The 22,362-nt window shown below is 60.3% G+C and carries 22 protein-coding genes; 17 read left to right on the forward strand and 5 right to left on the reverse strand.

Annotated elements, in window-relative coordinates; all coding sequences use genetic code 11:
• Positions 1-267: 267 nt before the first annotated feature.
• Positions 268-1,590 carry a 23S rRNA (uracil(1939)-C(5))-methyltransferase RlmD gene (gene rlmD / locus OKC42_RS04005; protein ID WP_270819091.1) on the reverse strand — a complete coding sequence of 441 codons (1,323 nt, stop codon included), beginning with the start codon at positions 1,588-1,590 and terminating at the stop codon, positions 268-270.
• A 153-nt stretch (positions 1,591-1,743) separates the two neighbouring features.
• Between rlmD and barA the strand changes: the two genes are divergently transcribed.
• The 7 genes from barA to galE all read left to right on the forward strand — a co-directional run bounded on the left by barA (position 1,744) and on the right by galE (position 10,722).
• Entirely contained in the window at positions 1,744-4,461 is a 2,718-nt protein-coding gene (gene barA / locus OKC42_RS04010) for a two-component sensor histidine kinase BarA (RefSeq protein ID WP_270819092.1), read from the forward strand.
• 89 nt (positions 4,462-4,550) lie between these two features.
• Entirely contained in the window at positions 4,551-5,030 is a 480-nt protein-coding gene (locus tag OKC42_RS04015) for a DUF1456 family protein (protein WP_005343323.1), read from the forward strand.
• 34 nt (positions 5,031-5,064) lie between these two features.
• Complete coding sequence (locus OKC42_RS04020) at positions 5,065-5,952, forward strand: N-acetylmuramoyl-L-alanine amidase (protein ID WP_270819093.1); 888 nt, start codon at positions 5,065-5,067, stop codon at positions 5,950-5,952.
• A 155-nt stretch (positions 5,953-6,107) separates the two neighbouring features.
• A complete protein-coding gene (locus OKC42_RS04025) occupies positions 6,108-6,575 on the forward strand; it encodes a Dps family protein (protein ID WP_005362843.1) in 468 nt (155 codons plus the stop codon).
• Positions 6,576-6,863: 288 nt separating this feature from the next.
• Complete coding sequence (gene hcp, locus OKC42_RS04030; RefSeq protein WP_270819189.1) at positions 6,864-8,513, forward strand: hydroxylamine reductase; 1,650 nt, start codon at positions 6,864-6,866, stop codon at positions 8,511-8,513.
• A 111-nt stretch (positions 8,514-8,624) separates the two neighbouring features.
• On the forward strand, positions 8,625-9,614 hold the full coding sequence (locus OKC42_RS04035) for a hybrid-cluster NAD(P)-dependent oxidoreductase (RefSeq protein ID WP_270819094.1): 990 nt from the start codon (positions 8,625-8,627) through the stop codon (positions 9,612-9,614).
• Positions 9,615-9,708: 94 nt separating this feature from the next.
• On the forward strand, positions 9,709-10,722 hold the full coding sequence (galE, locus tag OKC42_RS04040; RefSeq protein ID WP_005335608.1) for a UDP-glucose 4-epimerase GalE: 1,014 nt from the start codon (positions 9,709-9,711) through the stop codon (positions 10,720-10,722).
• Between the two features lie 69 nt (positions 10,723-10,791).
• Here the strand turns inward: galE and OKC42_RS04045 are convergent, their stop codons facing one another.
• Complete coding sequence (locus OKC42_RS04045) at positions 10,792-11,493, reverse strand: phosphatase PAP2 family protein (RefSeq protein ID WP_270819095.1); 702 nt, start codon at positions 11,491-11,493, stop codon at positions 10,792-10,794.
• 258 nt (positions 11,494-11,751) lie between these two features.
• Here OKC42_RS04045 and mpl point away from each other — a divergent pair, with 258 nt between their 5' ends.
• Entirely contained in the window at positions 11,752-13,122 is a 1,371-nt protein-coding gene (mpl, locus tag OKC42_RS04050) for a UDP-N-acetylmuramate:L-alanyl-gamma-D-glutamyl-meso-diaminopimelate ligase (protein ID WP_236297419.1), read from the forward strand.
• A complete protein-coding gene (locus tag OKC42_RS04055) occupies positions 13,119-13,730 on the forward strand; it encodes a flavin prenyltransferase UbiX (protein WP_270819096.1) in 612 nt (203 codons plus the stop codon). The genes mpl and OKC42_RS04055 overlap by 4 nt, the downstream gene beginning before the upstream one ends.
• A gap of 72 nt (positions 13,731-13,802) precedes the next feature.
• Here the strand turns inward: OKC42_RS04055 and OKC42_RS04060 are convergent, their stop codons facing one another.
• Positions 13,803-14,417: a TetR/AcrR family transcriptional regulator gene (locus tag OKC42_RS04060; RefSeq protein WP_042052376.1), complete on the reverse strand. Its 615-nt coding sequence runs from the start codon at positions 14,415-14,417 to the stop codon at positions 13,803-13,805.
• 201 nt (positions 14,418-14,618) lie between these two features.
• Here OKC42_RS04060 and hpt point away from each other — a divergent pair, with 201 nt between their 5' ends.
• The 8 genes from hpt (at position 14,619) to OKC42_RS04100 (ending at position 20,389) form a co-directional block, all read left to right on the forward strand.
• Complete coding sequence (gene hpt, locus OKC42_RS04065; RefSeq protein ID WP_005335618.1) at positions 14,619-15,149, forward strand: hypoxanthine phosphoribosyltransferase; 531 nt, start codon at positions 14,619-14,621, stop codon at positions 15,147-15,149.
• 111 nt (positions 15,150-15,260) lie between these two features.
• On the forward strand, positions 15,261-16,178 hold the full coding sequence (locus tag OKC42_RS04070) for an ABC transporter ATP-binding protein (protein WP_043821689.1): 918 nt from the start codon (positions 15,261-15,263) through the stop codon (positions 16,176-16,178).
• Positions 16,175-16,948 (forward strand): ABC transporter permease, encoded by a 774-nt coding sequence (locus tag OKC42_RS04075; RefSeq protein WP_167574161.1) that lies wholly within the window; start codon positions 16,175-16,177, stop codon positions 16,946-16,948. Before OKC42_RS04070 ends, OKC42_RS04075 begins: the two co-directional genes overlap by 4 nt.
• A gap of 226 nt (positions 16,949-17,174) precedes the next feature.
• Entirely contained in the window at positions 17,175-18,326 is a 1,152-nt protein-coding gene (locus OKC42_RS04080) for a double-cubane-cluster-containing anaerobic reductase (RefSeq protein ID WP_270819097.1), read from the forward strand.
• Between the two features lie 9 nt (positions 18,327-18,335).
• Positions 18,336-19,118 carry an acyl-CoA dehydratase activase gene (locus tag OKC42_RS04085; protein ID WP_159164277.1) on the forward strand — a complete coding sequence of 261 codons (783 nt, stop codon included), beginning with the start codon at positions 18,336-18,338 and terminating at the stop codon, positions 19,116-19,118.
• Positions 19,115-19,423 (forward strand): DUF3343 domain-containing protein, encoded by a 309-nt coding sequence (locus tag OKC42_RS04090; protein WP_270819098.1) that lies wholly within the window; start codon positions 19,115-19,117, stop codon positions 19,421-19,423. The genes OKC42_RS04085 and OKC42_RS04090 overlap by 4 nt, the downstream gene beginning before the upstream one ends.
• Positions 19,420-19,857 carry a MauE/DoxX family redox-associated membrane protein gene (locus OKC42_RS04095; RefSeq protein WP_270819099.1) on the forward strand — a complete coding sequence of 146 codons (438 nt, stop codon included), beginning with the start codon at positions 19,420-19,422 and terminating at the stop codon, positions 19,855-19,857. Before OKC42_RS04090 ends, OKC42_RS04095 begins: the two co-directional genes overlap by 4 nt.
• Positions 19,858-19,861: 4 nt before the next feature.
• Positions 19,862-20,389, forward strand: coding sequence for a rhodanese-like domain-containing protein (locus OKC42_RS04100; protein WP_058056622.1), 528 nt, complete (start codon positions 19,862-19,864; stop codon positions 20,387-20,389).
• 83 nt (positions 20,390-20,472) lie between these two features.
• Here the strand turns inward: OKC42_RS04100 and OKC42_RS04105 are convergent, their stop codons facing one another.
• Together OKC42_RS04105 and OKC42_RS04110 are read right to left on the reverse strand one after the other, a co-directional pair.
• Positions 20,473-21,837: a cation:dicarboxylate symporter family transporter gene (locus OKC42_RS04105; protein ID WP_333563367.1), complete on the reverse strand. Its 1,365-nt coding sequence runs from the start codon at positions 21,835-21,837 to the stop codon at positions 20,473-20,475.
• 152 nt (positions 21,838-21,989) lie between these two features.
• Positions 21,990-22,340, reverse strand: coding sequence for a putative quinol monooxygenase (locus tag OKC42_RS04110; RefSeq protein ID WP_005354654.1), 351 nt, complete (start codon positions 22,338-22,340; stop codon positions 21,990-21,992).
• Positions 22,341-22,362 lie beyond the last annotated feature (22 nt).

Raw genomic sequence — 22,362 nt, forward strand, 5'->3', positions numbered from 1 at the left:
CCCCTCATGAGATTGCCTCAAATGGGGATATCCAGCGCACTTTTCAAGGCATATTGTCCAGAAAGACAATAGAGCGCGCCAACAGGCCCTGCCGAACGACGAGGGTCTAGATTACCCCAATCACACCAGCTCAAACAGCCGCAGACATGCCAGATTACATATCCGCATCGCCGTACCGATGAACAGGATTACTTCATATACACATCTGCTCAAACAGTAACAAACATGCCGGATGACCTATCCGGCATCGCCTAACTGATGAGTCATTTACTCCCGTTCAAACAGTGCCATGGACTCCAGATGACCGGTGTGAGGGAACATGTCGAGCATGCCGAGGCGCACCAGACGGTAACCCCCTTTCACCAGCACCTGACTGTCCCGCGCCAGGGTGACTGGGTTACAGGAGACGTAGACCACCCGCTTGGGTGAAAGTTTCACGACGTGTCCCATCACTTCCAGCGCGCCGGGGCGCGCCGGATCCAGCAGCACCAGATCGAACCCTTCCCGCGCCCAGGACATGCCGACGATGTCATCGCTCAGGTCGGCCTTGTAGAAACGGGCATTGCTGATGCCGTTGCGACGGGCGTTCTCTTCGGCCCGCTGCACCATGGCCAGTTCACCTTCCACACCCACCACTTCGCGAGCCTGACGGGCCAGCGGCAGGGTGAAGTTGCCGATGCCGCAGAAGAGATCGAGCACCTTGTCATCCTTGCTCGCCCCGAGCCATGTCAGCGCCTGCTCAACCATGCTCTGGTTGATGGGGCCGTTGACCTGAATGAAGTCACCCGGAGCAAATGCAAGAGACAGGCCATCCAGCGAGTAGGATGGGGAAAAATGTTGCTGCAGCGCTTCGATGCGATCATCAGCCGCCTGCAGGTAGAGGTCGATCCCCTGCGCTTTGGCAAACTCCACCAGCAGGGCGCGATCCGCCTCATTGGGACGGCCGGTGTGGCGCAGCAGCATCATGATCCCCTGCTCGGCCTGAATAAACTCCGCATGGCCCAGCTCGCGCTGGCTCTTGAGGCGATTGAGGCACTCACGCAGCGGGACAATCAGCGCAGAGAGCGGCTCGGCCAGCACAGGGCAACTGTCGATCTCCACCAGATCGTTGCTGTTGCGACGGCGGAAACCGACCCGGGTGCAGCGACCGTTCTTGTCAAATTTGATGGCCAGACGACAGACCCGGCGGTAGGCACGATCTTCACCGGTCAGTACCGGCTCCAGCGCCGGCGCCTTGATGTTGCCCAACCGCTCGAACAGGCTGACCAGTCCCGCCGCCTTGGCGGCTTGCTGATCGGCAACCGACATGTGCTGGGCACTGCAACCGCCGCACTCGCGATAGTGGTTGCAAAAGGGGGCGATACGATTGGCCGCCGGGGTCACCACCTGTTGCAAGGCGGCGTGACCATACTGTTTTTTCTCTTCGGTGATGCGTGCCTTGACGGTCTCGCCGGGCAGCGTCCCTTCGACGAAGATCGCCTTGCCCTGATGGCGACCGATACCGACGCAGTGGTGATCGAGGGTGTCTATCGTAAATTCAATGCGTTGGAGCTGGGTGGACTTCTTTTGGGGCTTGAAAAACTGGGCCATAAAACTTGGTGCCTATAGGTGGCTATGTCATGATTGTGGAATCTGCTGCCGGGTATTGTCCCACAAGAATAATAGTATGACCAAATACGGCCACAGAGCCCGTGTATTGCCATCAACCCTATCGCCAACCCTGTTCACTGGTGGCCTGTTCGTATGACCAAATATGGCCTGAGAGCACGCGTTCTCGCCTTCACCATCCTGCCCACCCTGATCATCGGTGGCCTGATGGCCGGTTACTTCACCTTCCACCGCTACCAGCAGCTGGAAAACAACCTCATTGATCAGGGGATCAACATCATAGAACCGCTGGCGATCGCCAGTGAATACGGGATGACCCAGCACAGTCGCGAATCCCTCAAGCGGCTCATTGGCCTGACCCATCGCAAGAACTCCCCCTTCATCAAGTCCATCGCTGTCTTCACCCAGGACAACCAGCTGTTCGTCACCTCGAACTACCACCGGGATTTCACCCGACTCAGACTGCCCGATGGCGAGCCCATTCCGGATCTGACCAGCGTGACGTTTCAGGGGGACGACATCATTTTGCGCACCCCGATCCAGGCTGAAACCAGCCTCGATGGCTTCCCGCTGCCCAGCGATGTGGAGCCGCCGATGATCGGCTACATCTCGATGCAGATGGCGACCGACAGGGCCATGCTGCTGCAGTACCGCGACACCTTCTTTGCGGTGATCATGGTGCTCATCGGGGTCGCCTTCAGTACCCTGTTTGGCTTCCGGCTGGTCAAGAGCGTGACCCAGCCCATCACCAACATGGTGCAGGCGGTGCACAAAATCAGGGAGGGGCGGCTCGATACCCGGGTCAGCGGCCAGCTCACCGGCGAGCTGGATATGCTGAAAAACGGCATCAACGCCATGGCCAAGGCGCTCTCCGAATATCACGAAGAGATGCAGCAGAATATCGATCAGGCCACCTCTGACTTGCGCGAAACGCTGGAGCAGATCGAGATCCAGAACGTCGAACTCGACATGGCCAAGAAACGGGCGCAGGAGGCGGCGCGGGTCAAGTCGGAGTTTCTGGCCAACATGTCCCACGAATTGCGTACCCCGCTCAACGGGGTCATCGGTTTTACCCGCCAGCTGCTGAAAACCAGCCTGACCCCGAGCCAGACCGACTACATGCAGACCATCGAGAAGTCGGCGCGCAACCTGCTTGGCATCATCAACGACATCCTCGACTTCTCTAAGCTGGAAGCGGGCAAGCTGCAGCTGGAGCATATCCCGTTCAGCCTGCGCGACACCCTCAACGAAACCATGCACCTGCTCGGCCCCAGCGCCCACGACAAGCAGCTGGAGCTTTCCCTGCGGGTGGATGCCGATGTGCCGGATTACCTCACCGGCGACCCCATGCGTCTGCAACAGGTGCTGACCAACCTCACCGGCAACGCCATCAAATTCACCGAACAGGGCAACGTGGATGTCCATATCGAGCAGACCGGCAGTGGCAACCACAAGGTGAGGCTCAACGTCCAGATCCGCGATACCGGCATCGGCATCTCCCAAGAGCAGCAACATCAGCTGTTCCAGGCCTTCAATCAGGCCGACTCATCCATCTCCCGCCGTTATGGCGGCACGGGCCTGGGCCTCGTTATCACCCAGAAGCTGGTGCAGCAGATGGGCGGCCAGATCCGCTTTGAATCGGAGCTCGGCAAGGGCTCCATCTTCTCCTTCAGTCTGGATGTAGAGGTCTCCCCCCTGCCCCAGACCGATCAATTGCCACTGGATCGGATCCGTGGCAAACGGCTCTGGCTGCTGGAACCGGATCCCTTCGCGCAAGCCTCCCTGCTCGCCCTGCTGGCGGAGTGGCACCTCGACGTGCACCCACTGACCAGCGATGATCCCTGGCCCGAGATGAGCGAGCAGGAGATGGTGATCATCGGCAGCAGCACCCTGCATACGCCGCAGCAGGTGCTCGGCCGTCTCGACAAACTGAACGGCCAGCAGCAGAACACCATAGTACTGCTCAGCAGCCACGAGCCGGCGCTCTATGAAGCGATGCTGGCCCATGGCGCCCAGCACTGTCTCTCCAAACCGGTCAACCACCGCAAGCTGCTGCACGCCCTGCTCTCGCCGGAATCGAGCCGCCAGAAGCTGCCCGCCCAGCCTGCGCCGCGCCAGTTGCAGCCAATCAAGGTGCTGGCGGTGGATGACAACGCCGCCAACCTCAAGCTGATCGCCGCCATGCTCAAGGAGATGGTGAGTCAGGTGGTGGTGTGCAAAAACGGCAAGGAAGCGGTCAAGCAGGCCCAGAGCCAGCCGTTCGACATCATCTTCATGGATATCCAGATGCCGATCATGGATGGCATCAGCGCCACCCAGGCGATCCGCAACCAGTCCCTCAACACCACCACCCCGATCGTGGCGGTGACCGCCCACGCCATTCCCGGCGAACGGGAGCGGCTGATCCGGCAGGGGATGGACGACTATCTGGCCAAGCCCATCGACGAGAGCATGCTGGCCCAGCTCATCACCGACTTTGCCCATCGCCGCCACCAGAATAATGGTGCCCAACAGATCGACTGGGCACTGGCGGTGCGGCAAGCGGCGGGGAAAGAGCATCTCGCCAGAGAGATGCTGACCATGCTGCTGGCCAGTTTTGACGAGGTCGAGCCGGTGCTGGATAGCGTGCTGGCTGGCGAAATTGAAGATAGCGAGGTGCTGGCCCAGCTCCATCGCCTCAACGGTGGCTGTGCCTATTCCGGGGTGCCGGGGCTGCAACGGCTGCTCTCCCAGCTTGAACAACAGCTGCGTGACGGCGTGCCGGTGAGCGAGCTGGAACCCGAGCTGCTGGAGCTGCAAGATGCGCTGGAACTGGTGCGCCAGGAGGCGCCCCGCTATCTCGGCAAGGCTTGATGAGCTTGACCTGAACTGTATCGGCCCCCGCTTTTTCTGACGCGAGGGCCGCCAGATGGTAAAGTTGCGCCGTTTACACAGGAGTCAGCATGACCAACAACGATATTCTGCGCCGTCTGCGCTACGCCCTCACCATCAGCAACGACCAGATGGTCGAGATGTTTGCCAAGGGCAACCTGACGGTCACTCACGCCCAGCTGCACAGCTGGTTGATGAAAGAGGCGGCGGAAGGTGAAGAGCAAGAGGCAGGCTATGTCGCCTGTCCCGACTCGGCCCTGAGCCAGTTCCTCGACGGCTTCATCATCGCCCGCCGCGGCGTGCGCGAAGATGCACCGCCCCAGGTGATCCCAAACCGGATCAACAACAACATGATCCTGCGCAAGCTGCGCATCGGTCTCAACTTCAAGGAAGAGGATATGCTCGGCACCCTCAAACTCGCCGACTTCAACCTCTCCAAGTCCGAGCTCAGTGCCCTGTTCCGCTCCAAGGATCACAAGCACTATCAGGATTGCGGGGATCAGATCCTGCGCAACTTCCTGATCGGTCTCACGGCCAAATACCGCGGCTGACCAGCAGCGCGACTGACCAGACCGGACCTTCGACATGTGCCAGCGACTCACTCCTCCCACGTTCAGCAGCCTGGCTGCGGCAGGGGGATGGCGCTGGCGCTGTCTTCTTCCCCTCTTCTTTCTGCCACTGGTTCTGCTGCTGGGTGGTTGTACTCCGTCCGAATACCAGCTCTCTACCCGCTATCAGAGCGCCAACCAGAACGAGCGGATCGCCTTTCTGATCCTTCACTACACCGATGAAGACGATGCCAACTCCCTGCGCCTGCTGACCGAGCCGGAGCACAAGGTGAGCGCCCACTACCTGATCCCCCGCGATAGCCACGAGACCCCGCTCACCGTCTATCAGCTGGTGCCGGACAACGCGCGCGCCTGGCATGCAGGGCGCAGCCGCTGGCACCAATATGCCGGGCTCAATGCCAGCTCCCTTGGCATCGAGATCGTCAACCTCGGCTATCCAGCAGAAGATGAGCCGCTGGCCCCCGATGCGCGGCGCTGGCAACCCTATACCCCGCAGCAGATTGCTGCCGTCGGCGCCCTCAGCCGGGAGCTGGTCGCCCGCTACCAGATTCCACCGACCCAGGTGCTGGGCCACAGCGATGTCGCCCCCGAGCGCAAGCAGGATCCCGGCCCCCACTTCCCCTGGCGCCAGCTCTATCTGACGTACGGAGTCGGCGCCTGGCCAGATGAAGGTCGGGTAGCCGAGTTACTGGCCAGCCCCTTGCCCGACTGGGATGCGGCCATGTGGCAACAACAGCTGGCCCGCTATGGCTATGGCCTGCCCCGGAGCGGCCAGTGGGATGAGCAGAGCCGCGCCGTCATGGGCGCCTTTCAACTCCACTTTCGCGCCAGCAAGGTCGATAGCAAACCGGACCGCGAGTGTCAGGCCATCCTGATGGCGCTGCTGGAAAAATACTTCCCCTAATCCTCATCCATTGCCCCCGTTGCTGCGTACTGTTTGATAGCCGTTAGCTATCAAACAGTTAGGCACAAGCAATTGTCCCTGCATTTTGCAAGGCGTTACTCTGACTGCGTTCCGAAAGAGAATTTAAAACCGATTTCCAAATCTGGAGGTGAATGATGAAAAGCCCGATTGGTCTTGATACTGCTCAATCACAAGCCCTGGCAGCCGAGTTGAACAAATTGCTGGCCAGCTACCAGATCCTCTACATGAACGTGCGCGGCTTTCACTGGAATATCCGTGGCAACCAGTTCTTCGAACTGCACCTGAAATTTGAAGAGATTTACAACGACCTGCTGCTGAAAGTCGATGCGCTGGCCGAGCGGATCCTGACCCTGGATGGCGTTCCCATGCACAGCTTCAGCGACTACCTGAAAGTCTCTGCCATCCCGGAGCAAAAAGGGCTGCACGATGGCCGCGCCTGTGTCGAATCCCTGCTGGATAGCTTCCGCGAACTGCTGGTCGCCCAGCGCCGAATTCTGGGCCAGGCCGCCGAAGCCGGTGATGAGGGCACAGCCTCCATCCTCTCCGACTATGTGCAGCAGCAGGAAAAACTGGTCTGGATGCTGCGCGCTTATCTGGCCTGATAGTGAACCAAGCCAGCTACAGCGTACGTATGCTGGCTTGAGTAAGTACCGGGCCGAAAGCTCCTGACCAGACCACGGCCCAATCCATCTGATTGTTATGTTCTGTTGCAAACCTGAGTTGTCTCTCCTTTTATCCACCCGCTTGCCGCCCTGTTTGGGCGGCTTTTTTGTTTTTGATCTGCATCAAGGGAAACTTAATTGGCAAATTGAATGCCTATTAAGTTTTTCGCGAGAGGAATAGAATCGCCACAAAACAGACAACTGAAATGTCCAATTAGGAGAGGCATGATGTTTTGTGTGCAATGTGAACAGACAATTCGTACCCCGGCAGGCAACGGCTGTGCCTACGCACAAGGTATGTGCGGCAAGACGGCGGAAACCTCGGATCTGCAGGATGTGCTGATCTATACCCTGCAGGGGCTCAGCGCCTGGGCGCTGGCCGCCCGCGAGCAGGGCATCATCGACCGCGAGATCGATGCTTTCGTGCCCAAGGCCTTCTTCGCCACCCTCACCAACGTCAACTTCGACTCGAATCGCATCGTGGCCTACGTCAATCAGGCCCTCGCCTATCGCCAGCAGCTGGCCGATCGTCTGACCGCCATGGCGGTGCAGGTCAACGACTTGCCACAGTCCGCTTACTTCGAACCCGGTGCCGAACTGCTGGAACAACTTGCCCATGCCGCACCAGCCGCCCCCAATCGGGGCAAGAGCGAGGTGAACGAAGACATCATGGGGCTGCGTCTGCTCTGTCTTTACGGCCTCAAGGGCGCCGCTGCCTATATGGAGCACGCCCGGGTGCTGGATCAGCAGAGTGACGAGGTGGCCGCCGAATTCCACCGCATCATGAGCTGGCTCAGCACAGACCCGAGCGAAATGGGTCGGCTGTTCAGCTGCGCCATGGAGATCGGTCAGCTCAACTTCAAAATCATGGAGATGCTGGATCTGGGTGAAACCAGCGCCTTCGGCCACCCGGAACCGACCCGGGTCAGAGTCACCCCGATCCCCGGCAAGTGCATTCTGGTCTCCGGCCACGACATGGTGGATCTCAAACTCATTCTGGAGCAGACCAAAGGAACCGGCATTCATGTCTACACCCACGGCGAGATGCTGCCCGCGCTGGCCTACCCCTTCTTCAAGCAGTACCCCCATCTGGTGGGCAACTACGGCTCCGCCTGGCAAAACCAGCAGAAGGAGTTTGCCAACTTCCCGGGCGCCGTAGTGATGACCTCCAACTGCATCATCGACCCGAATGTGGGCAACTACTCGGATCGCATCTTTACCCGCTCCATCGTCGGCTGGCCGGGCGTAACCCATCTGGAGGGGGATGATTTCTCCGCCGTGATCGCCAAGGCACAAGCGCTGGAAGGCTTCAAGCACACCGAGCTCGAGCACTTCATCACCATCGGCTTTGCCCGCAACGCACTGATGCAGGCAGCACCCGCGGTGATCGAGAAGGTCAAGGCCGGGGAGATCAGCCACTTCTTCCTGGTGGGTGGCTGTGACGGCGACAAGGCCGAGCGCGCCTACTTCACCGAGTTTGCCAAGGCGACGCCGCGCGACAGCCTGCTGCTCACCCTGGGCTGCGGCAAATACAAGTTCAACAAGCTCGACTTTGGCGACATCGGCGGCATTCCGCGTCTGCTGGACGTGGGTCAGTGCAACGATGCCTACTCCGCCATCCAGTTGGCGCTGGCACTCTCCGAGGCGTTCGAGTGCGGGGTCAACGATCTGCCGCTGACGCTGGTGCTCTCCTGGTTCGAGCAAAAAGCCATCGTCATTCTGCTCACCCTGCTCTCCCTCGGGGTGAAGGACATTCGTACCGGGCCGACCGCCCCCGCCTTCCTCACCCCGGCCCTGCTCAAGGTGCTGGAGGAGCAGTTCGGTCTGAAAGGGACCACCACGGCCGAGGCTGACTTGGCCGAGATCCTGGCGGCCTGATCGGCATCTCATGTTGTAAGCGTTTGGCGAGCCGCCCGGCTCGCCTTTTTTCTGGATCCGGCTTTTTCACCAGACGTTTTTCGAACTGTTTCAAACCTAAGGAGCCTTGTGATGACCTCTCTCACGCTCACCTGCATTGGCCGCCAACAGAACACCCACGACGTCGTGAGCTGGCAGCTGGCGCCGCTTTCTGGCAGCCTCCCTCCCGTGCTGGCTGGCCAGTGCATCACCCTGCATACCGAGATCGACGGCCAGCCGGAGTGCCGCGCCTATACCCTCTCCTCCAGCCCGCAGGATGCATGCTGGCAAGTGACTATCAAGGATGTGGGACGGGTCTCTCGCCATCTGCACCAGACCCTGCAAGTGGGCGACGAGATCCGAGCCGATGGTCCCTTTGGCGATTTCAACCTGACCGCCTTGCCTTGCGAACGGCCACTGCTGCTCAGTGCCGGTTCCGGCATCACCCCCATGTGGTCCATGTTGCGGGATGAGCTAGCCAAACGGCCGGATGCCGATATTCGCTTTATCCATAGCGCCCGTTCGTCGAAGGATGTGATCTTCGCAGACGAGCTGGCGACCCTGACCGCGGCCCATGCCGGTGTGCGTCATGCCCTGATTCTGGAAGATGCCCCAGCAGATCACCCCTGGATTGGCCGACTCACCCCCGCCATGCTGGCCGAACTGGCCCCGGATCTGCGCGATCGTCATGTCTATCTCTGTGGCCCGGCCCCCTATATGGCGGCGGTCAGGACCATGCTGACGGAGCTGGGATTGCCGCCGGAGCAGCTGCATCAGGAGTCCTTTGGTCTTCCTCCCGCAGAGCCCATCAAGACCACCAGCGACCACTTCTGGCTGACCCTGAAAAAGAGCGGCAAGAAAGTGAAAATCCTGCCGGGTCAGACCCTGCTGGCGGCGCTGGAAGCAGCGGGCGAAACCATAATGGCCGCTTGTCGCGCCGGAGTATGTGGCAGCTGTCGTTGCACCACCACAGGTGACATCGAGCGCCAGAGCGTGATGACCCTGAGTGCGCAGGACCTGGAGAGCGGCGTGGCTCTGGCCTGCTCCTGCACAGCGAAAGGGGATATCAGTCTCGATTATTGAGATACACAAAGGGCTTCATTGGTATCTCAACCTTTTCCCGAGCGGGCAGGACGGGTAGACTCTGCCCCAGTTTCACCAGAACACGGGATAAAAAATGACAATACTGGTCACAGGGGGCGCCGGCTATATCGGCTCCCATACCCTGGTTGAGCTGCTCGGCGCGGGGCAGCAGGTCGTGGTACTCGACAACCTCTCCAACTCCTCACCGGAGTCACTCAAGCGGGTCGAGCAGATCACCGGCAAGCCGGTAACCTTCGTCGAAGGGGATGTGCTGGACAGAGCCTGCCTGCAGCAGCTGTTTGCCAACCACCAGATCGAATCGGTCATCCACTTCGCTGGCCTCAAGGCGGTCGGAGAGTCGAGCCAGATCCCGCTCACCTACTACCAGAACAACATCAGCGGCACTCTGGTGCTGTGCGAAGAGATGGCCAAGGCCGGGGTTTTCCGGCTGGTATTCAGCTCCTCGGCCACCGTCTATGGCGATCCCGCCTCGGTACCGCTGCGGGAAGATTTCCCCACCAGCGCCACCAACCCCTATGGTCGCTCCAAGCTGATGGTGGAGGAGATCCTGCGCGATCTCGCCAAATCCGACCCCCGCTGGGCTATCGTACTGCTGCGTTACTTCAACCCGGTCGGCGCCCACGAGAGCGGCCTGATTGGTGAAGATCCCAACGGCATCCCCAACAACCTGCTGCCCTATATCAGCCAGGTGGGTGTCGGCAAGCTCAAGGAGCTGGGGGTATTTGGCAACGACTACCCGACCCCGGATGGCACTGGCGTGCGTGACTACATCCATGTGGTGGATCTCGCCATCGGCCACCTGAAAGCACTGGCGCGCATCAAGAGCGACACAGGTGTCTTCACCTACAACCTTGGCACAGGTCAGGGCTACTCGGTACTGGAGATGGTCAAGGCGTTTGAAGCGGCCAGCGGCCGACCCATTCCCTACCAGATCAAACCCCGTCGCCCGGGCGACATCGCCGAGTGCTGGGCAGAGCCGACGCTGGCCCGTGCCGAGCTGGGCTGGCAGGCAGAGCGCGGTCTGGAGCAGATGATGGTCGATACCTGGCGCTGGCAAAGCAACAACCCGAACGGCTATCAAGGCTGATCTCTCGCGGGTGGATAACAAAACGCCCCGACATTTTCATGTCGGGGCGTTTTATTTTGCGACGCTCAATCAGTGGGTCTGACTGCGCAGCAGTGGCAATCTGGCCAATCGGGGGGCAATGCGGTCTATCAGCCGATCCGCCAGCGGAGTCAGCAGCAACCAGGGCAGACAGAGGGTCGCCAGCCCCAGCGCGCCGACATAGACATCGGTAAACCAGTGGGCACCAGCCAGAATGCGCGGCGTGGAAAAGATCGGCACCATCAGCAATGCGGTGACTCCCGCCCAGCGCGGCAGATAGCGCAGGGCAAAACCGGCGAAGACCATCAGGAACAGAGCGTGATCGCCGGGGAAGCTGTCACCGGAAGAGTCCTTGGTCGGAATACCGCTGATCTGGGTCACCCGCAGCGCATCAGCCACCATCAGGGTCGGGCTGGGTCGCTCCACCGGCAATCGGTGACCAAGCTGGTTGATCACCAGAGCACTCAGCAGCATCACTATGCCCATCGCCACCAGCTGGCGACGACCCGCCAAATCCCGGGCGAAGAAGCAGCGGGCCAGGATCAGCCCCATACAGGCCAGCACCGCCAGATCGAACAGCCGGTTATTGGTGATAGCCACCAGATCGGCCCACAGAGCCGACTGCCCGAGCCAGCCGTTAACGGTATGACAAATCGCGAGGTCCCACTGATCCCAGGGACCATGATCGGGCAACGCAGCCCAACTGATGGCCACCAGACCACCGACCAGATAGCAAAGCAGGAACTTGCCCATGGGGACTCTCCTTTGGAAAAGGGCAATATCGTAAAACTGTAGAGTGCGTCACAAAACCGAAGAATTGTAAGAAAGTGCGACACAATATAAAGTCTCAAATAAAGCCTGCCAGCCCATTCCAATCTCGCATATCCCAACAGCGCCAAGATTTCTGCCTCCGGTGCTGCATCTGTGGGCCTCTCACCATGAGTGCGGCTTGTGCCACCACCGCAACACCCCCTAGAATGCGCACTTCCCTTTACTGCGAAAGGAAGCGGTATGCATATTCACATTCTCGGGATCTGCGGCACCTTTATGGGTGGTCTGGCGGTGTTGGCAAAACAGCTTGGTTACCGGGTGACCGGTTCGGATGCCAATGTCTATCCCCCCATGAGTACCCAGCTCGAGCAACAGGGCATCGAACTGACCGAAGGCTATGACCCCTCCCAACTCGATCCGGCGCCGGATCTGGTGGTGATTGGCAACGCCATGAGCCGCGGCAACCCCTGTGTTGAATATGTGCTGGACCGCAATCTGCCCTACATCTCCGGCCCCCAGTGGCTGCTGGAGCACGTGCTGCAGGATCGCTGGGTGTTGGCCGTTGCTGGCACCCACGGCAAGACCACCACCGCCAGCATGCTGGCCTGGGTGCTGGAGTACGCCAAACTGGAACCCGGTTTCCTTATTGGCGGCGTGCCGGGCAACTTCCCGGTCTCCGCCCGTCTCGGCTCCGCCCCCTTCTTTGTCATTGAAGCGGACGAGTATGACTGCGCCTTCTTCGACAAGCGTTCCAAGTTCGTCCACTACCATCCGCGCACTCTGGTGATGAACAATCTGGAGTTCGACCATGCGGACATCTTCCCGGATCTCGCCGCGATCCAGCGCCAGTTCCACCACCTGATGCGCACCGTGCCGAGCAACGGCCGGGTGCTGTTCCCGCAAGCCGATGACAACCTCACCGCCGTGCGCAAGATGGGCTGCTGGAGCGAAGTGGAGCTGGTAGGTCAGGACGACGCCAAGTGGAAGGCGGTCAAGCTGGCCGATGACGGCTCCGCCTTCGAGGTGTGGCTGGATGGTGAAAAACAGGGCGAGGTGCACTGGGAGTGCATCGGCGAGCACAACGTCAACAATGGCCTGATGGCCATTGCCGCCGCACGCCATGCTGGCGTGATGGTGGAGCATGGCATCGCCGCCCTCTGCCAGTTCAAATCTCCCAAGCGGCGGATGGAGCTCAAGGGTGAGGTAGCGGGCATCAGCGTCTATGACGACTTTGCCCACCACCCCACCGCCATCGAGACCACCCTCGGCGGTCTGCGCGCCAAGGTGGGCGAGGCCCGTATTCTGGCGGTGCTGGAGCCACGCTCCAACACCATGAAGCTGGGGGTTCACAAGGAGGAGCTGGCTGGCTGCTTCACTGGCGCCGATGAAGTGTTCTTCTTCCAGCCACCCAACATCGGCTGGGATCTCGGCGAGGTGACGGCCCATATGACCCGACCCGCCAAGGTATTCAACGATCTGGAGACCCTGATCAACCGGCTGGTGGCCGAGAGCCGCGATGGCGACCATATTCTGATCATGAGCAACGGCGGCTTCGGTGGCATTCATGACAAGCTGATCGCCCGCCTCAAGGATTACCACGGCGAACTATGAACAAAGCGATCACCCTGGCGCTGACCGGCGCCTCCGGCGCCCCCTACGCCCTGCGCCTGCTCCAGTGTCTGGTGCAGGCGGACTATCGGGTCTACCTGCTCGCCTCATCGGCGGCTCGTGTGGTACTCAAGACCGAGCAGCAACAGGATTGGCCCAGCTCGCCGAAAGAGCTCTCTGCCTATCTTTGTCGCCAATATGGCGCCAAGGAGGGGCAGATTGTCGCCTGCGGCAAGGAGGAGTGGTTCTCGCCGGTGGCCTCCGGTTCGGCCGCGCCCAAACAGATGGTGGTCTGCCCCTGCTCAATGGGCACCGTCTCGGCCATTGCCAACGGCACCTCGGACAACCTGCTGGAGCGGGCAGCGGATGTGGTGATCAAGGAGCGCGGCCAACTGATCCTGGTGCCCCGCGAAACCCCCTTCTCGGCGATCCATCTGGAGAACATGCTGAAACTGGCACGGCTCGGGGTGACCATCATGCCCGCAGCCCCCGGTTTCTATCATGAGCCGAAAAGCATCGCCGATCTGGTGGACTTTATGGTCGCCCGCATCCTCGATCATCTCGGTGTCGAGCATAAGCTGACCCACCGCTGGGGCTATGGCCACCATTGAGGTGACCGCCACATTCGGCCATAAAAAAACGGCGCCACTCAATGAGTGACGCCGTTTTTTCGTTAAGCCGTGTTAGCGAGCCTGAATTGGCGCCGTCACGTACTTGAACAGGAAATCAGTCACCTCTTGGCGCACCGGACGCTGAGGTTGATTGATCATCTGCATCATCACATAGCCAAAACCGGTCAGAGAGCGGGCCAGATCCTGTGCTGACAGCACGCTGGTGATCTCCCCTGCATCCATGGCGGTTTGCAGCTCGCTGGCGATCAGCTCAAGGCAGTGATCGAGCAGCCGGGTATAGCGGGGCCATACCTCTTCCCGAACCGATGAGCTCCACTCCAGCCAGATACCGGCATAATCCGGTTGATCGTAGGCGGCATCGACAGAGAGGCGTACATGACGCTGGATCTTGTCGAAAATGGAGCCCTGGTCACCGTATGCCTGCGACAGCATTTGGTTCACAAAGCGTTCGATCTCGGCCAGCACCTCATCTACCAACTCCTCGCGGGTGTTGAAATAGTTGAAGACGGTGGCCACAGAGACCTTGGCCTGTTCGGCTATCTCGGCGTGACCTGCACGGCCAATGCCGCGACGGGAGAACACCTCGATGGCACATTCCATCAATTGGGAGCGACGAGCTTCCGGCGACAGCCGGGTACGACGTCTTATTTCTGCGCGTGGTTCCATAGTTTTTATCATCTAATAGTTATTGATTATGGTGTTTATAGTATTTTAACTAATCATGCCTGAGTGCCTGCTAACTCTATCAATTAAAATAAGCCGATAAAAGCACCACGTATCTCTAGCACCCTTCAACATGAGTGGTAGAATCATCGGTTTTGATATTCATGAACGGCCAAATCCCCTTTGGCCTTATGGGAGTAAGTGATGAAACACACCGTCGAGGTGATGATCTCCGAGGCTGAAGTAGCCGCCCGGATCGCCAAATTGGGTGAAGAGATCACCGCCCGCTATCAGGGTTCTGACGAAGTCGTGATGATTGCGCTGCTGCGCGGTTCCTGCATCTTCCTGGCCGACCTCTGCCGCCAGTGCCAGCTGCCCATCACCCTGGACTTCATGACCGCCTCCAGCTACGGCTCCGGTATGCACAGCACCCGTGACGTCCGCATCCTCAAAGACCTGGACGATGACATCAAGGGCAAGGATGTGGTGATCGTGGAAGACATCATCGACACCGGTTACACCCTCAACAAGGTGCGCGAGATCCTCTCCCTGCGCGAGCCGAAATCCTTAGCCATCTGCACCCTGCTGGACAAACCCTCCCGCCGCGAAGTGCAGGTGCCGGTCGACTGGATTGGCTTCGCCATTCCGGACGAATTCGTGGTCGGCTGTGGCATCGACTACGCCCAGAAGTACCGCAACCTGCCGTTTATCGGCAAAGTGGTACCCCAGGAGTAAGCCAGGTTCAGGAATATCACGGGTGAAGCGGCCTTGCGCCCTTTACTCTGTGCAGGCGGCCTTGGCCGCCTTTTCTGTATCGAGCCGGATTCAACCATCACAGAGGTTGCAATGAACGCACTGGAAATCAGCGGCCTGAAAAAGACCTATCAGGGGGGCGTCGAAGCCCTTAAAGGCATCGATCTTACCGTCAGGCAGGGGGATTTCTTCGCCCTGCTCGGCCCGAACGGCGCGGGCAAGTCCACCACCATCGGCGTCATCAGCTCGCTGGTGAACAAGAGCGCCGGCAAGGTAAAGGTGTTTGGCTACGACATCGACAGCGATCTGGAACAGGCCAAGGCTCAGCTCGGGCTGGTGCCGCAGGAGTTCAACTTCAGCCAGTTCGAGAAGGTGATCCAGATTGTCACCCATCAGGCCGGTTTCTACGGCGTACCCAAGGCGGAAGCCAAGATCCGCGCCGAGAAGTACCTGCGCCAGCTCGATCTGTGGGAGAAGCGCGACATGCCTGCCCGCACTCTCTCCGGCGGCATGAAGCGTCGCCTGATGATCGCCCGCGCCCTGATGCACGAGCCCAAGCTGCTGATCCTCGATGAACCGACCGCCGGGGTCGATATCGAGATCCGCCGCTCCATGTGGAGTTTCCTCAAGGATCTCAACGAGCAGGGCGTCACCATTATCCTCACCACCCACTATCTGGAAGAGGCGGAGATGCTCTGCCGCAACATCGGCATCATCGACAAGGGTCGTCTGATCGAGAACACCAGCATGAAGAATCTGCTGGGCAAGCTGGGTCGCGAGACCTTCCTGCTCGACCTTGCGCCAGGTTCTGCCGTACCTGAGGTACCAGAGTTCAACGGCCGCATGCCGGATGAACGTACTCTCGAGGTGGATCTCGACAAGAGCCAGTCACTCAACAGCCTGTTCGAGCAGTTGTCGAACCAGCAGGTGCAGGTCGTGAGCATGCGAAACAAAGCCAACCGGCTGGAAGAGCTGTTCGTCAATCTGGTCGAAGAGGGGAGAAAAGCATGAATCTGGCCATCTACTACATCGCCTTCAAGAGCATTCTGGCCAAGGAGGTGAGCCGCTTTACCCGGATCTGGATCCAGACCCTGGTGCCACCGGCCATCACCATGAGCCTCTACTTCGTCATCTTCGGCAACCTGATCGGTTCGCGCATCGGTGACATGGGCGGTTTCACCTACATGGAGTTCATCGTGCCCGGCCTCATCATGATGTCGGTGATCACCAACTCCTACTCCAACGTCGCCTCCTCCTTCTTCAGCGCCAAGTTCCAGCGCAATATCGAGGAGATGCTGGTGGCGCCGGTGCCCAACTACGTCATCATCGCAGGTTACGTGGGCGGAGGCGTGGCACGCGGCCTCTGTGTCGGCCTTATCGTCACCCTGGTGTCGCTGTTCTTCGTGCCGCTGCAGATCCACCACCTGTTCAGCGTCTGCGTGACCGTGCTACTGACCGCCATCCTCTTCTCGCTGGGTGGCCTCATCAACGCGGTGTTTGCCAAGACCTTCGACGACATCAGCATCATCCCCACCTTCGTGCTGACGCCGCTCACCTATCTGGGCGGGGTGTTCTACTCCATCAGCCTGCTGCCCCCCTTCTGGCAGAGTGTCTCCCAGGTGAACCCCATCATCTACATGGTGAACGCGTTCCGTTACGGCTTCCTCGGTATCTCCGACGTGCCACTCGGCACCGCCTACCTCATCATCATCGGCTTTATCGTGGCCCTCTACGGTATCGCCTGGTGGCTTATCTCCCGCGGCACTGGCCTGCGCCACTGATGACCAAAACGGGCACCTCGCGGTGCCCGTTGTTTATTCCCCCTGTAGCCCCTTCAACCTGCCAGCCCCCTTCTCAATAACCTGCCTGTCATTAAGGATTTACCTGACACCTTGTGATCCACCGCAATTTTCGAATTACCCCCAAAGGTATAATTCTCGCGGTTGGATGTGCCGTCGCGGATGGCTCGTCCGTCTCTTCATTTCTCTCATCAGGGCAGGATCGCCTATGTCACTTATCACCGAGTTGCCAGCCATATTCGATAGCTTTTCAGATGCCCGTCGTCAGGGCTTTCTGGCTGTAATGGCACTCAAGGAGCGACAGATCCCCCTGGTCGGTACCTACTGTACCTTTATGCCGCAGGAGGTGGCCATAGCCGCCGGCGCCGTGGTGGTATCGCTCTGCTCCACCAGCGACGAGACCATCGAGGAGGCCGAGAAAGATCTGCCCCGCAACCTCTGCCCGCTCATCAAGAGCAGCTACGGTTTTGGCAAGACCGACAAGTGCCCCTACTTCTACTTCTCCGATCTGGTGGTGGGGGAAACCACCTGCGACGGCAAGAAGAAGATGTACGAGTACATGGCAGAGTTCAAACCGGTGCATGTGATGCAGTTGCCCAACCGCGCCGATGACGAAGCCTCCCGCAACCTGTGGCGCAGCGAAATCGTCCGCTTCAAGGAGTTGCTGGAGCAGCAGTTCGGCAAGCCCATCAGCGAGCAGGCATTGCGAGACGCCATCATGCTGAAAAACCGCGAGCGCCGCGCGCTGGCCGATTTCTACCGGCTGGGCCAGCTCAATCCGCCGGCACTCAGCGGTACCGACCTGCTCAAGGTGGTCTATGGTGCCACCTTCCGCTTCGACAAGGAGCAGCTCATCAGCGAGCTGCAGGAGATGACCCGCCGCATCAAGGTAGAGTATGCCGAGGGCAAGCGACTCGATGCCCGCCCGCGCATCCTCATCACCGGCTGCCCCATCGGCGGCGCGGCCGACAAGGTAGTGCGCCTTATCGAGGAGCACGGCGGCTGGGTGGTGGGTTACGAGAACTGCACCGGCGCCAAGGCAACCGAGCAGTGCGTCAGCGAAGAGGGCGACCCGTTCGATGCGCTGACCGACAAGTATCTGGCCATCGGCTGCTCCTGCATCTCCCCCAACCACCAACGCATGAATCTGCTGAGCCAGATGGTGGAGGAGTATCAGGCGGACGGAGTGATCGATGTGATCCTGCAGGCTTGCCACACCTATGCGGTGGAGTCGCTCGCCATCAAGCGCCATGTGCGCGAACGCCACGGTATCCCCTTCATGGCAGTCGAGACCGACTACTCCAGCGCCGACAAGGGACAACTGGCCACCCGGCTGGCCGCCTTTATCGAGATGCTGTAAGGAGGCGCAGTGTCACTCTCCATCGGGATTGACTCGGGCTCCACCGCGACCAAGGGGATCCTGTTCGACAGCCGGGATGGCGGGCGTATCGTCCGCCGTTTTCTGGTGCCGACCCCCTTTCGTCCGCTGGCTGCCATCGAGCAAGGCTGGGAGGAGCTCTCGGCCGATTTGCCAGAGCGCCCCCACCTGACCCTGACCGGCTATGGCCGCGATCTGGCGTCGTTCGCCGATCGCCGGGTTACCGAGATCTCCTGCCATGGACTGGGGGCTCGCCTGCTCTGCCCGTCGGTACACACCGTCATCGATATCGGCGGGCAGGACAGCAAGGTGATCCAGCTCGATAGCGACGGCAACCTCACCGATTTTCTGATGAACGACAAGTGCGCCGCCGGCACCGGTCGCTTTCTCGAGGTGATCACCCGCACTCTGGGAGCTCGGGTCGAGCAGCTTGACGAACTGCTGCAAGGGGCCGAGCCCCACGACATCAGCAGCATGTGTACCGTGTTTGCCGAATCGGAGGCGATCAGCCTGCGCTCGGCGGGCATTCCGGCCGAGTCAATCCTGGCCGGTATCGTCCGCTCCATGGCCCGGCGCAGTGCCAACTTTATCGGCCGCCTCGGCGCCCGACCGAGCGTACTCTTTACCGGCGGCGTCAGCCACTGCGCCACCTTCCGCCACTATCTGGCCGAAGGGTTGGGCTGCGAAGTGGCCACCCACCCGGATGCCCAGTTTGCCGGTGCGCTGGGGGCTGCCCTGTTCGGCGCGCGCGCCAGCACAGGAGGCAAATCATGAATCAGGAGTTTCTCTACCTGTTCCACTCTACCCTCGGCACGGTCAGGATGCGCAAGCGGCTGGAGCAGCACGGTCAGTCGTTTCGGGTCTGCGATGTGCCGCGCCTGCTCAGCGACGGCTGTGGCCTCGCCATTCGCCTCCACTGCCCGCCAGACGAGTGGCAACAGTGGTGTCAGAACGGTGAAACCGCCGCCGTCTTTCGCTGCGAAGCGGACGGCGACTATCACGAGCTGGCCCGCTATCCGGCCGATAGCCCGGACATGGCGAAGCAAACTCCAGTGGTTGGCAGTCGGAGTCATGGATGATAAAGAGCTATCCCGTGGCTGTTTATCTGCGCATGCTGGCCAATCTGGCACTCGGGGGATTTTTCCTAGCCTCCGCCGGGTTCAAGCTGGTATCCCCCGCCCTGTTCATCGAGCAGATCGGCGCCTTTGGCCTGATCTGGCCGCCGCTGATCCCGTTCGCCGCTTGGGGGCTGATTGCCCTTGAGCTCTTCGCAGGGCTTGCGGTCATCGCCAACCGGCGCTGGGGACTGTGGCTGGTGATCGGGCTGCTCGCCCTGTTTATTCCGGTGTTGGGCTATGGCGTAGCCATCGGGCTCGACATCTCTTGCGGCTGTCTGGGCAGGGCTGACCTCAGCTCATTGCCGGAGGCCATTGTGCGGGATCTGCTGCTACTGACGCTTGCGGGCGCCCTGCTGCGAACTTCCCGCCCCGTTTTTCCCGTTCTAAAGGAGTAGTGACATGATGACATTGCGATCCCGCACCCTGCTGGCCTCGCTGATCGCCGCCAGCTTTGCCCTCGCGGGCTGTGGCGATAACCAGTTCGAGCAGGAGGTGAAGCTTGAGCAATCGGCGGTGCAGCTGGCACAGGAGGCGCAGCAGGGGGGCTATCAGCTGCTGACCGTGGCCGAGCTGAAAACCCGGATGGACAAGGGCGAGGAGCTGGTGATCATAGACACCATGCCCTATGAGGACTCCTACAAGAAAGAGCACATCCCGGGCGCCAAGAACTTTGTCTTCGTGAAGGAGGCCAAGGCCGGTGACAACTGGAGCGAGATCGTCGAGGGGAGCGGCACGGCGGAGCAGTTCCAGGCGCTGCTGGGTGAAGACAAGTCCCGTCCTGTGGTGATCTACTGCGGCTTCGTCAAGTGCGGTCGCAGCCACAACGCCGCCGCCTGGGCGGTGACTCAGGGCTATCAACAGGTCTATCGGGTGCCGGGCGGCATCTTCGCCTGGAAAGGAGCCGGTTACCCCGTCTCTGCCGAGTAACCGCGTCTGCCCACAAGGCAACACAGCCGATATGAAAGAAGCCCGCAACTGCGGGCTTCTTTCATATTGGGCAACACTCGGAGTTAACTGGCGGCCTGCGTCTGCACCGTCTCCACGTTGGCCAGCGGCTGCTTGCCCAGCAACCGTTTGGTGATCATGGCCGCCATGATGGAGCCGTTGACGTTGAGGGCGGTTCGGCCCATATCCACCAGTGGCTCGATGGCGATCATCACCCCCACCAGCGCGATGGGGAAGTTGAGGGTGGAGAGCACGATCAGCGCGGCGAAGGTGCCGCCACCGCCGACGCCGGCCACCCCGATGGAGCCCAGTGCAATCACCGGCAACAGAGTCAGCAGGAACAGGGGATCAAACGGGTTGATGCCGAGCATGGGGGCAATCATCGCCACCATCATGGCTGGATAGATGCCAGCGCAGCCGTTCTGGCCGAGGTTGGCACCGAACGAGGCGGCAAAGTTGGCGATGCTGGAGGGCACCCCAAGGCGCTGCTGGGTCTCGATGCTGAGCGGAATGGAGGCGGCGCTGCTGCGGGAGATAAAGGCGAAGGTGAGCACGCCCCACACTTCCCGCAGGTAGTACAGCGGGTTCTGACCGATCAGCAGCAGGATCACCATGTGTACCGCAAACATCGCCAGAATGGCGACGTAGCAGACCAGGATAAAGCCGAGCAGGCTGAGGATCTCGCTCAGCGGATAGTGAGCCACCACCCGGGCGATCAGCGCCATCACACCATAGGGAGTCAGCGCAATCACCACCCGCACCATCTTCATCACCCACAGTTGCAAGGTGTCGATGGCCACGGCGGCGCGAGCACCCGCCTGCGGATGCTCCGCCTTCAACTGCAGCAGGGCAACCCCCGCCAGCACGCTAAAGATCACCACGCCGATCACCGAGAGGCTGCGACTACCCGCCATATCGGCGGCAAAGTTGGTGGGCACCAGCGAGAGCAGCAGGGCCGGCAGGGTCTGGGCACCGTCGATGGTGCTCATGCTCTGTTGCAGGGCGGCGCTGTCGCTACCGTGGCTCAACAGCCCGGCTGCGGTGAGACCGCTCAGGTGGGTGATGGTCATCCCCACCACACCGGCGATCATCACCAGCGTCAGCATGGAGCCGATCAGCACGGCGCTGATCTTGCCGAGAGACTGGGCCTGCTCCAGCTTGTTGATGGCGGAGAGGATGGAGGTGAACACCAGCGGCATCATCACCACCTTGAGCAGGCTGACATAGCCGCCGCCGATGATATTGACCCATTCCAGGGTCTGCTGGACGCCGGCATCATCGGCCCCCCACCCCAGTTGCAGAGCCAGCCCGAACAGGGTGCCAAGCAGCAGACCCGCAAGCACCTGGCGCGAGAGCGGCACCGAAGCGGGCAGCCGGGTCAGGGCAAAACAGAGCAGACAGAAAACAAGCGATGCAATCAGGACAAACATCATGAATACCTGTAGCGGCCATCAGGCCGAAAGTGGATAGAAACGAAGGGAGATGCGGGCAAGGCCGCAGAACAAAACGCCGGAATGCAGGAGAGTGCAGGCGTCAAAAAGCAGCGGACGCCCGAGGGGGCGTCCGCTGGCAATCGGGAGAATTACTTCTTTACGGGGGCGTCGTACTGTTCGGGTTCGTCGCTATAGACGCAGACATTCCACTTCGCGGCCAAACCATCTTCCGCCAGGCAGTAACGCTCGAAGAACGCCTTGATTTCGGCGCGCTGGCAGTGGGCTTCAAAGGCCGCCATATCTTGCCAAATCTCGTTGAACACGATGGGGAAACTCTCCCCCTCGGCAAAGGGGCTGGCGATGTGGCGGGTCACCCGATATTGCAAGCAGCCATCCTCACGCAGGGTATTGGGCTCGAGCGCCTGCAGCACCTGAAACAGGGCCTGCTCCTGACCGGGTTTGGGCAGGAATTGGGCAATGCAGTAAACCTTCTTGGACATGGGGTCCTCCTGGTTGTGGCGG

This window comes from Aeromonas sp. Y311-2, from assembly GCF_027706025.1.
Taxonomy (GTDB): domain Bacteria; phylum Pseudomonadota; class Gammaproteobacteria; order Enterobacterales; family Aeromonadaceae; genus Aeromonas; species Aeromonas veronii.

Coding starts and splice junctions, on each gene's coding strand:
- hpt (WP_005335618.1), top strand. CDS start 14,619: ATGAAACACACCGTCGAGGTGATGATCTCCGAGGCTGAAGTAGCCGCC.
- OKC42_RS04105 (WP_333563367.1), bottom strand. CDS start 21,837: ATGTTTGTCCTGATTGCATCGCTTGTTTTCTGTCTGCTCTGTTTTGCC.
- OKC42_RS04090 (WP_270819098.1), top strand. CDS start 19,115: ATGAATCAGGAGTTTCTCTACCTGTTCCACTCTACCCTCGGCACGGTC.
- hcp (WP_270819189.1), top strand. CDS start 6,864: ATGTTTTGTGTGCAATGTGAACAGACAATTCGTACCCCGGCAGGCAAC.
- rlmD (WP_270819091.1), bottom strand. CDS start 1,590: ATGGCCCAGTTTTTCAAGCCCCAAAAGAAGTCCACCCAGCTCCAACGC.
- OKC42_RS04015 (WP_005343323.1), top strand. CDS start 4,551: ATGACCAACAACGATATTCTGCGCCGTCTGCGCTACGCCCTCACCATC.
- galE (WP_005335608.1), top strand. CDS start 9,709: ATGACAATACTGGTCACAGGGGGCGCCGGCTATATCGGCTCCCATACC.
- OKC42_RS04110 (WP_005354654.1), bottom strand. CDS start 22,340: ATGTCCAAGAAGGTTTACTGCATTGCCCAATTCCTGCCCAAACCCGGT.
- OKC42_RS04080 (WP_270819097.1), top strand. CDS start 17,175: ATGTCACTTATCACCGAGTTGCCAGCCATATTCGATAGCTTTTCAGAT.
- OKC42_RS04025 (WP_005362843.1), top strand. CDS start 6,108: ATGAAAAGCCCGATTGGTCTTGATACTGCTCAATCACAAGCCCTGGCA.
- OKC42_RS04060 (WP_042052376.1), bottom strand. CDS start 14,417: ATGGAACCACGCGCAGAAATAAGACGTCGTACCCGGCTGTCGCCGGAA.
- OKC42_RS04070 (WP_043821689.1), top strand. CDS start 15,261: ATGAACGCACTGGAAATCAGCGGCCTGAAAAAGACCTATCAGGGGGGC.
- OKC42_RS04095 (WP_270819099.1), top strand. CDS start 19,420: ATGATAAAGAGCTATCCCGTGGCTGTTTATCTGCGCATGCTGGCCAAT.
- OKC42_RS04045 (WP_270819095.1), bottom strand. CDS start 11,493: ATGGGCAAGTTCCTGCTTTGCTATCTGGTCGGTGGTCTGGTGGCCATC.
- barA (WP_270819092.1), top strand. CDS start 1,744: ATGACCAAATATGGCCTGAGAGCACGCGTTCTCGCCTTCACCATCCTG.
- OKC42_RS04035 (WP_270819094.1), top strand. CDS start 8,625: ATGACCTCTCTCACGCTCACCTGCATTGGCCGCCAACAGAACACCCAC.
- OKC42_RS04100 (WP_058056622.1), top strand. CDS start 19,862: ATGATGACATTGCGATCCCGCACCCTGCTGGCCTCGCTGATCGCCGCC.
- OKC42_RS04055 (WP_270819096.1), top strand. CDS start 13,119: ATGAACAAAGCGATCACCCTGGCGCTGACCGGCGCCTCCGGCGCCCCC.
- OKC42_RS04075 (WP_167574161.1), top strand. CDS start 16,175: ATGAATCTGGCCATCTACTACATCGCCTTCAAGAGCATTCTGGCCAAG.
- mpl (WP_236297419.1), top strand. CDS start 11,752: ATGCATATTCACATTCTCGGGATCTGCGGCACCTTTATGGGTGGTCTG.
- OKC42_RS04020 (WP_270819093.1), top strand. CDS start 5,065: ATGTGCCAGCGACTCACTCCTCCCACGTTCAGCAGCCTGGCTGCGGCA.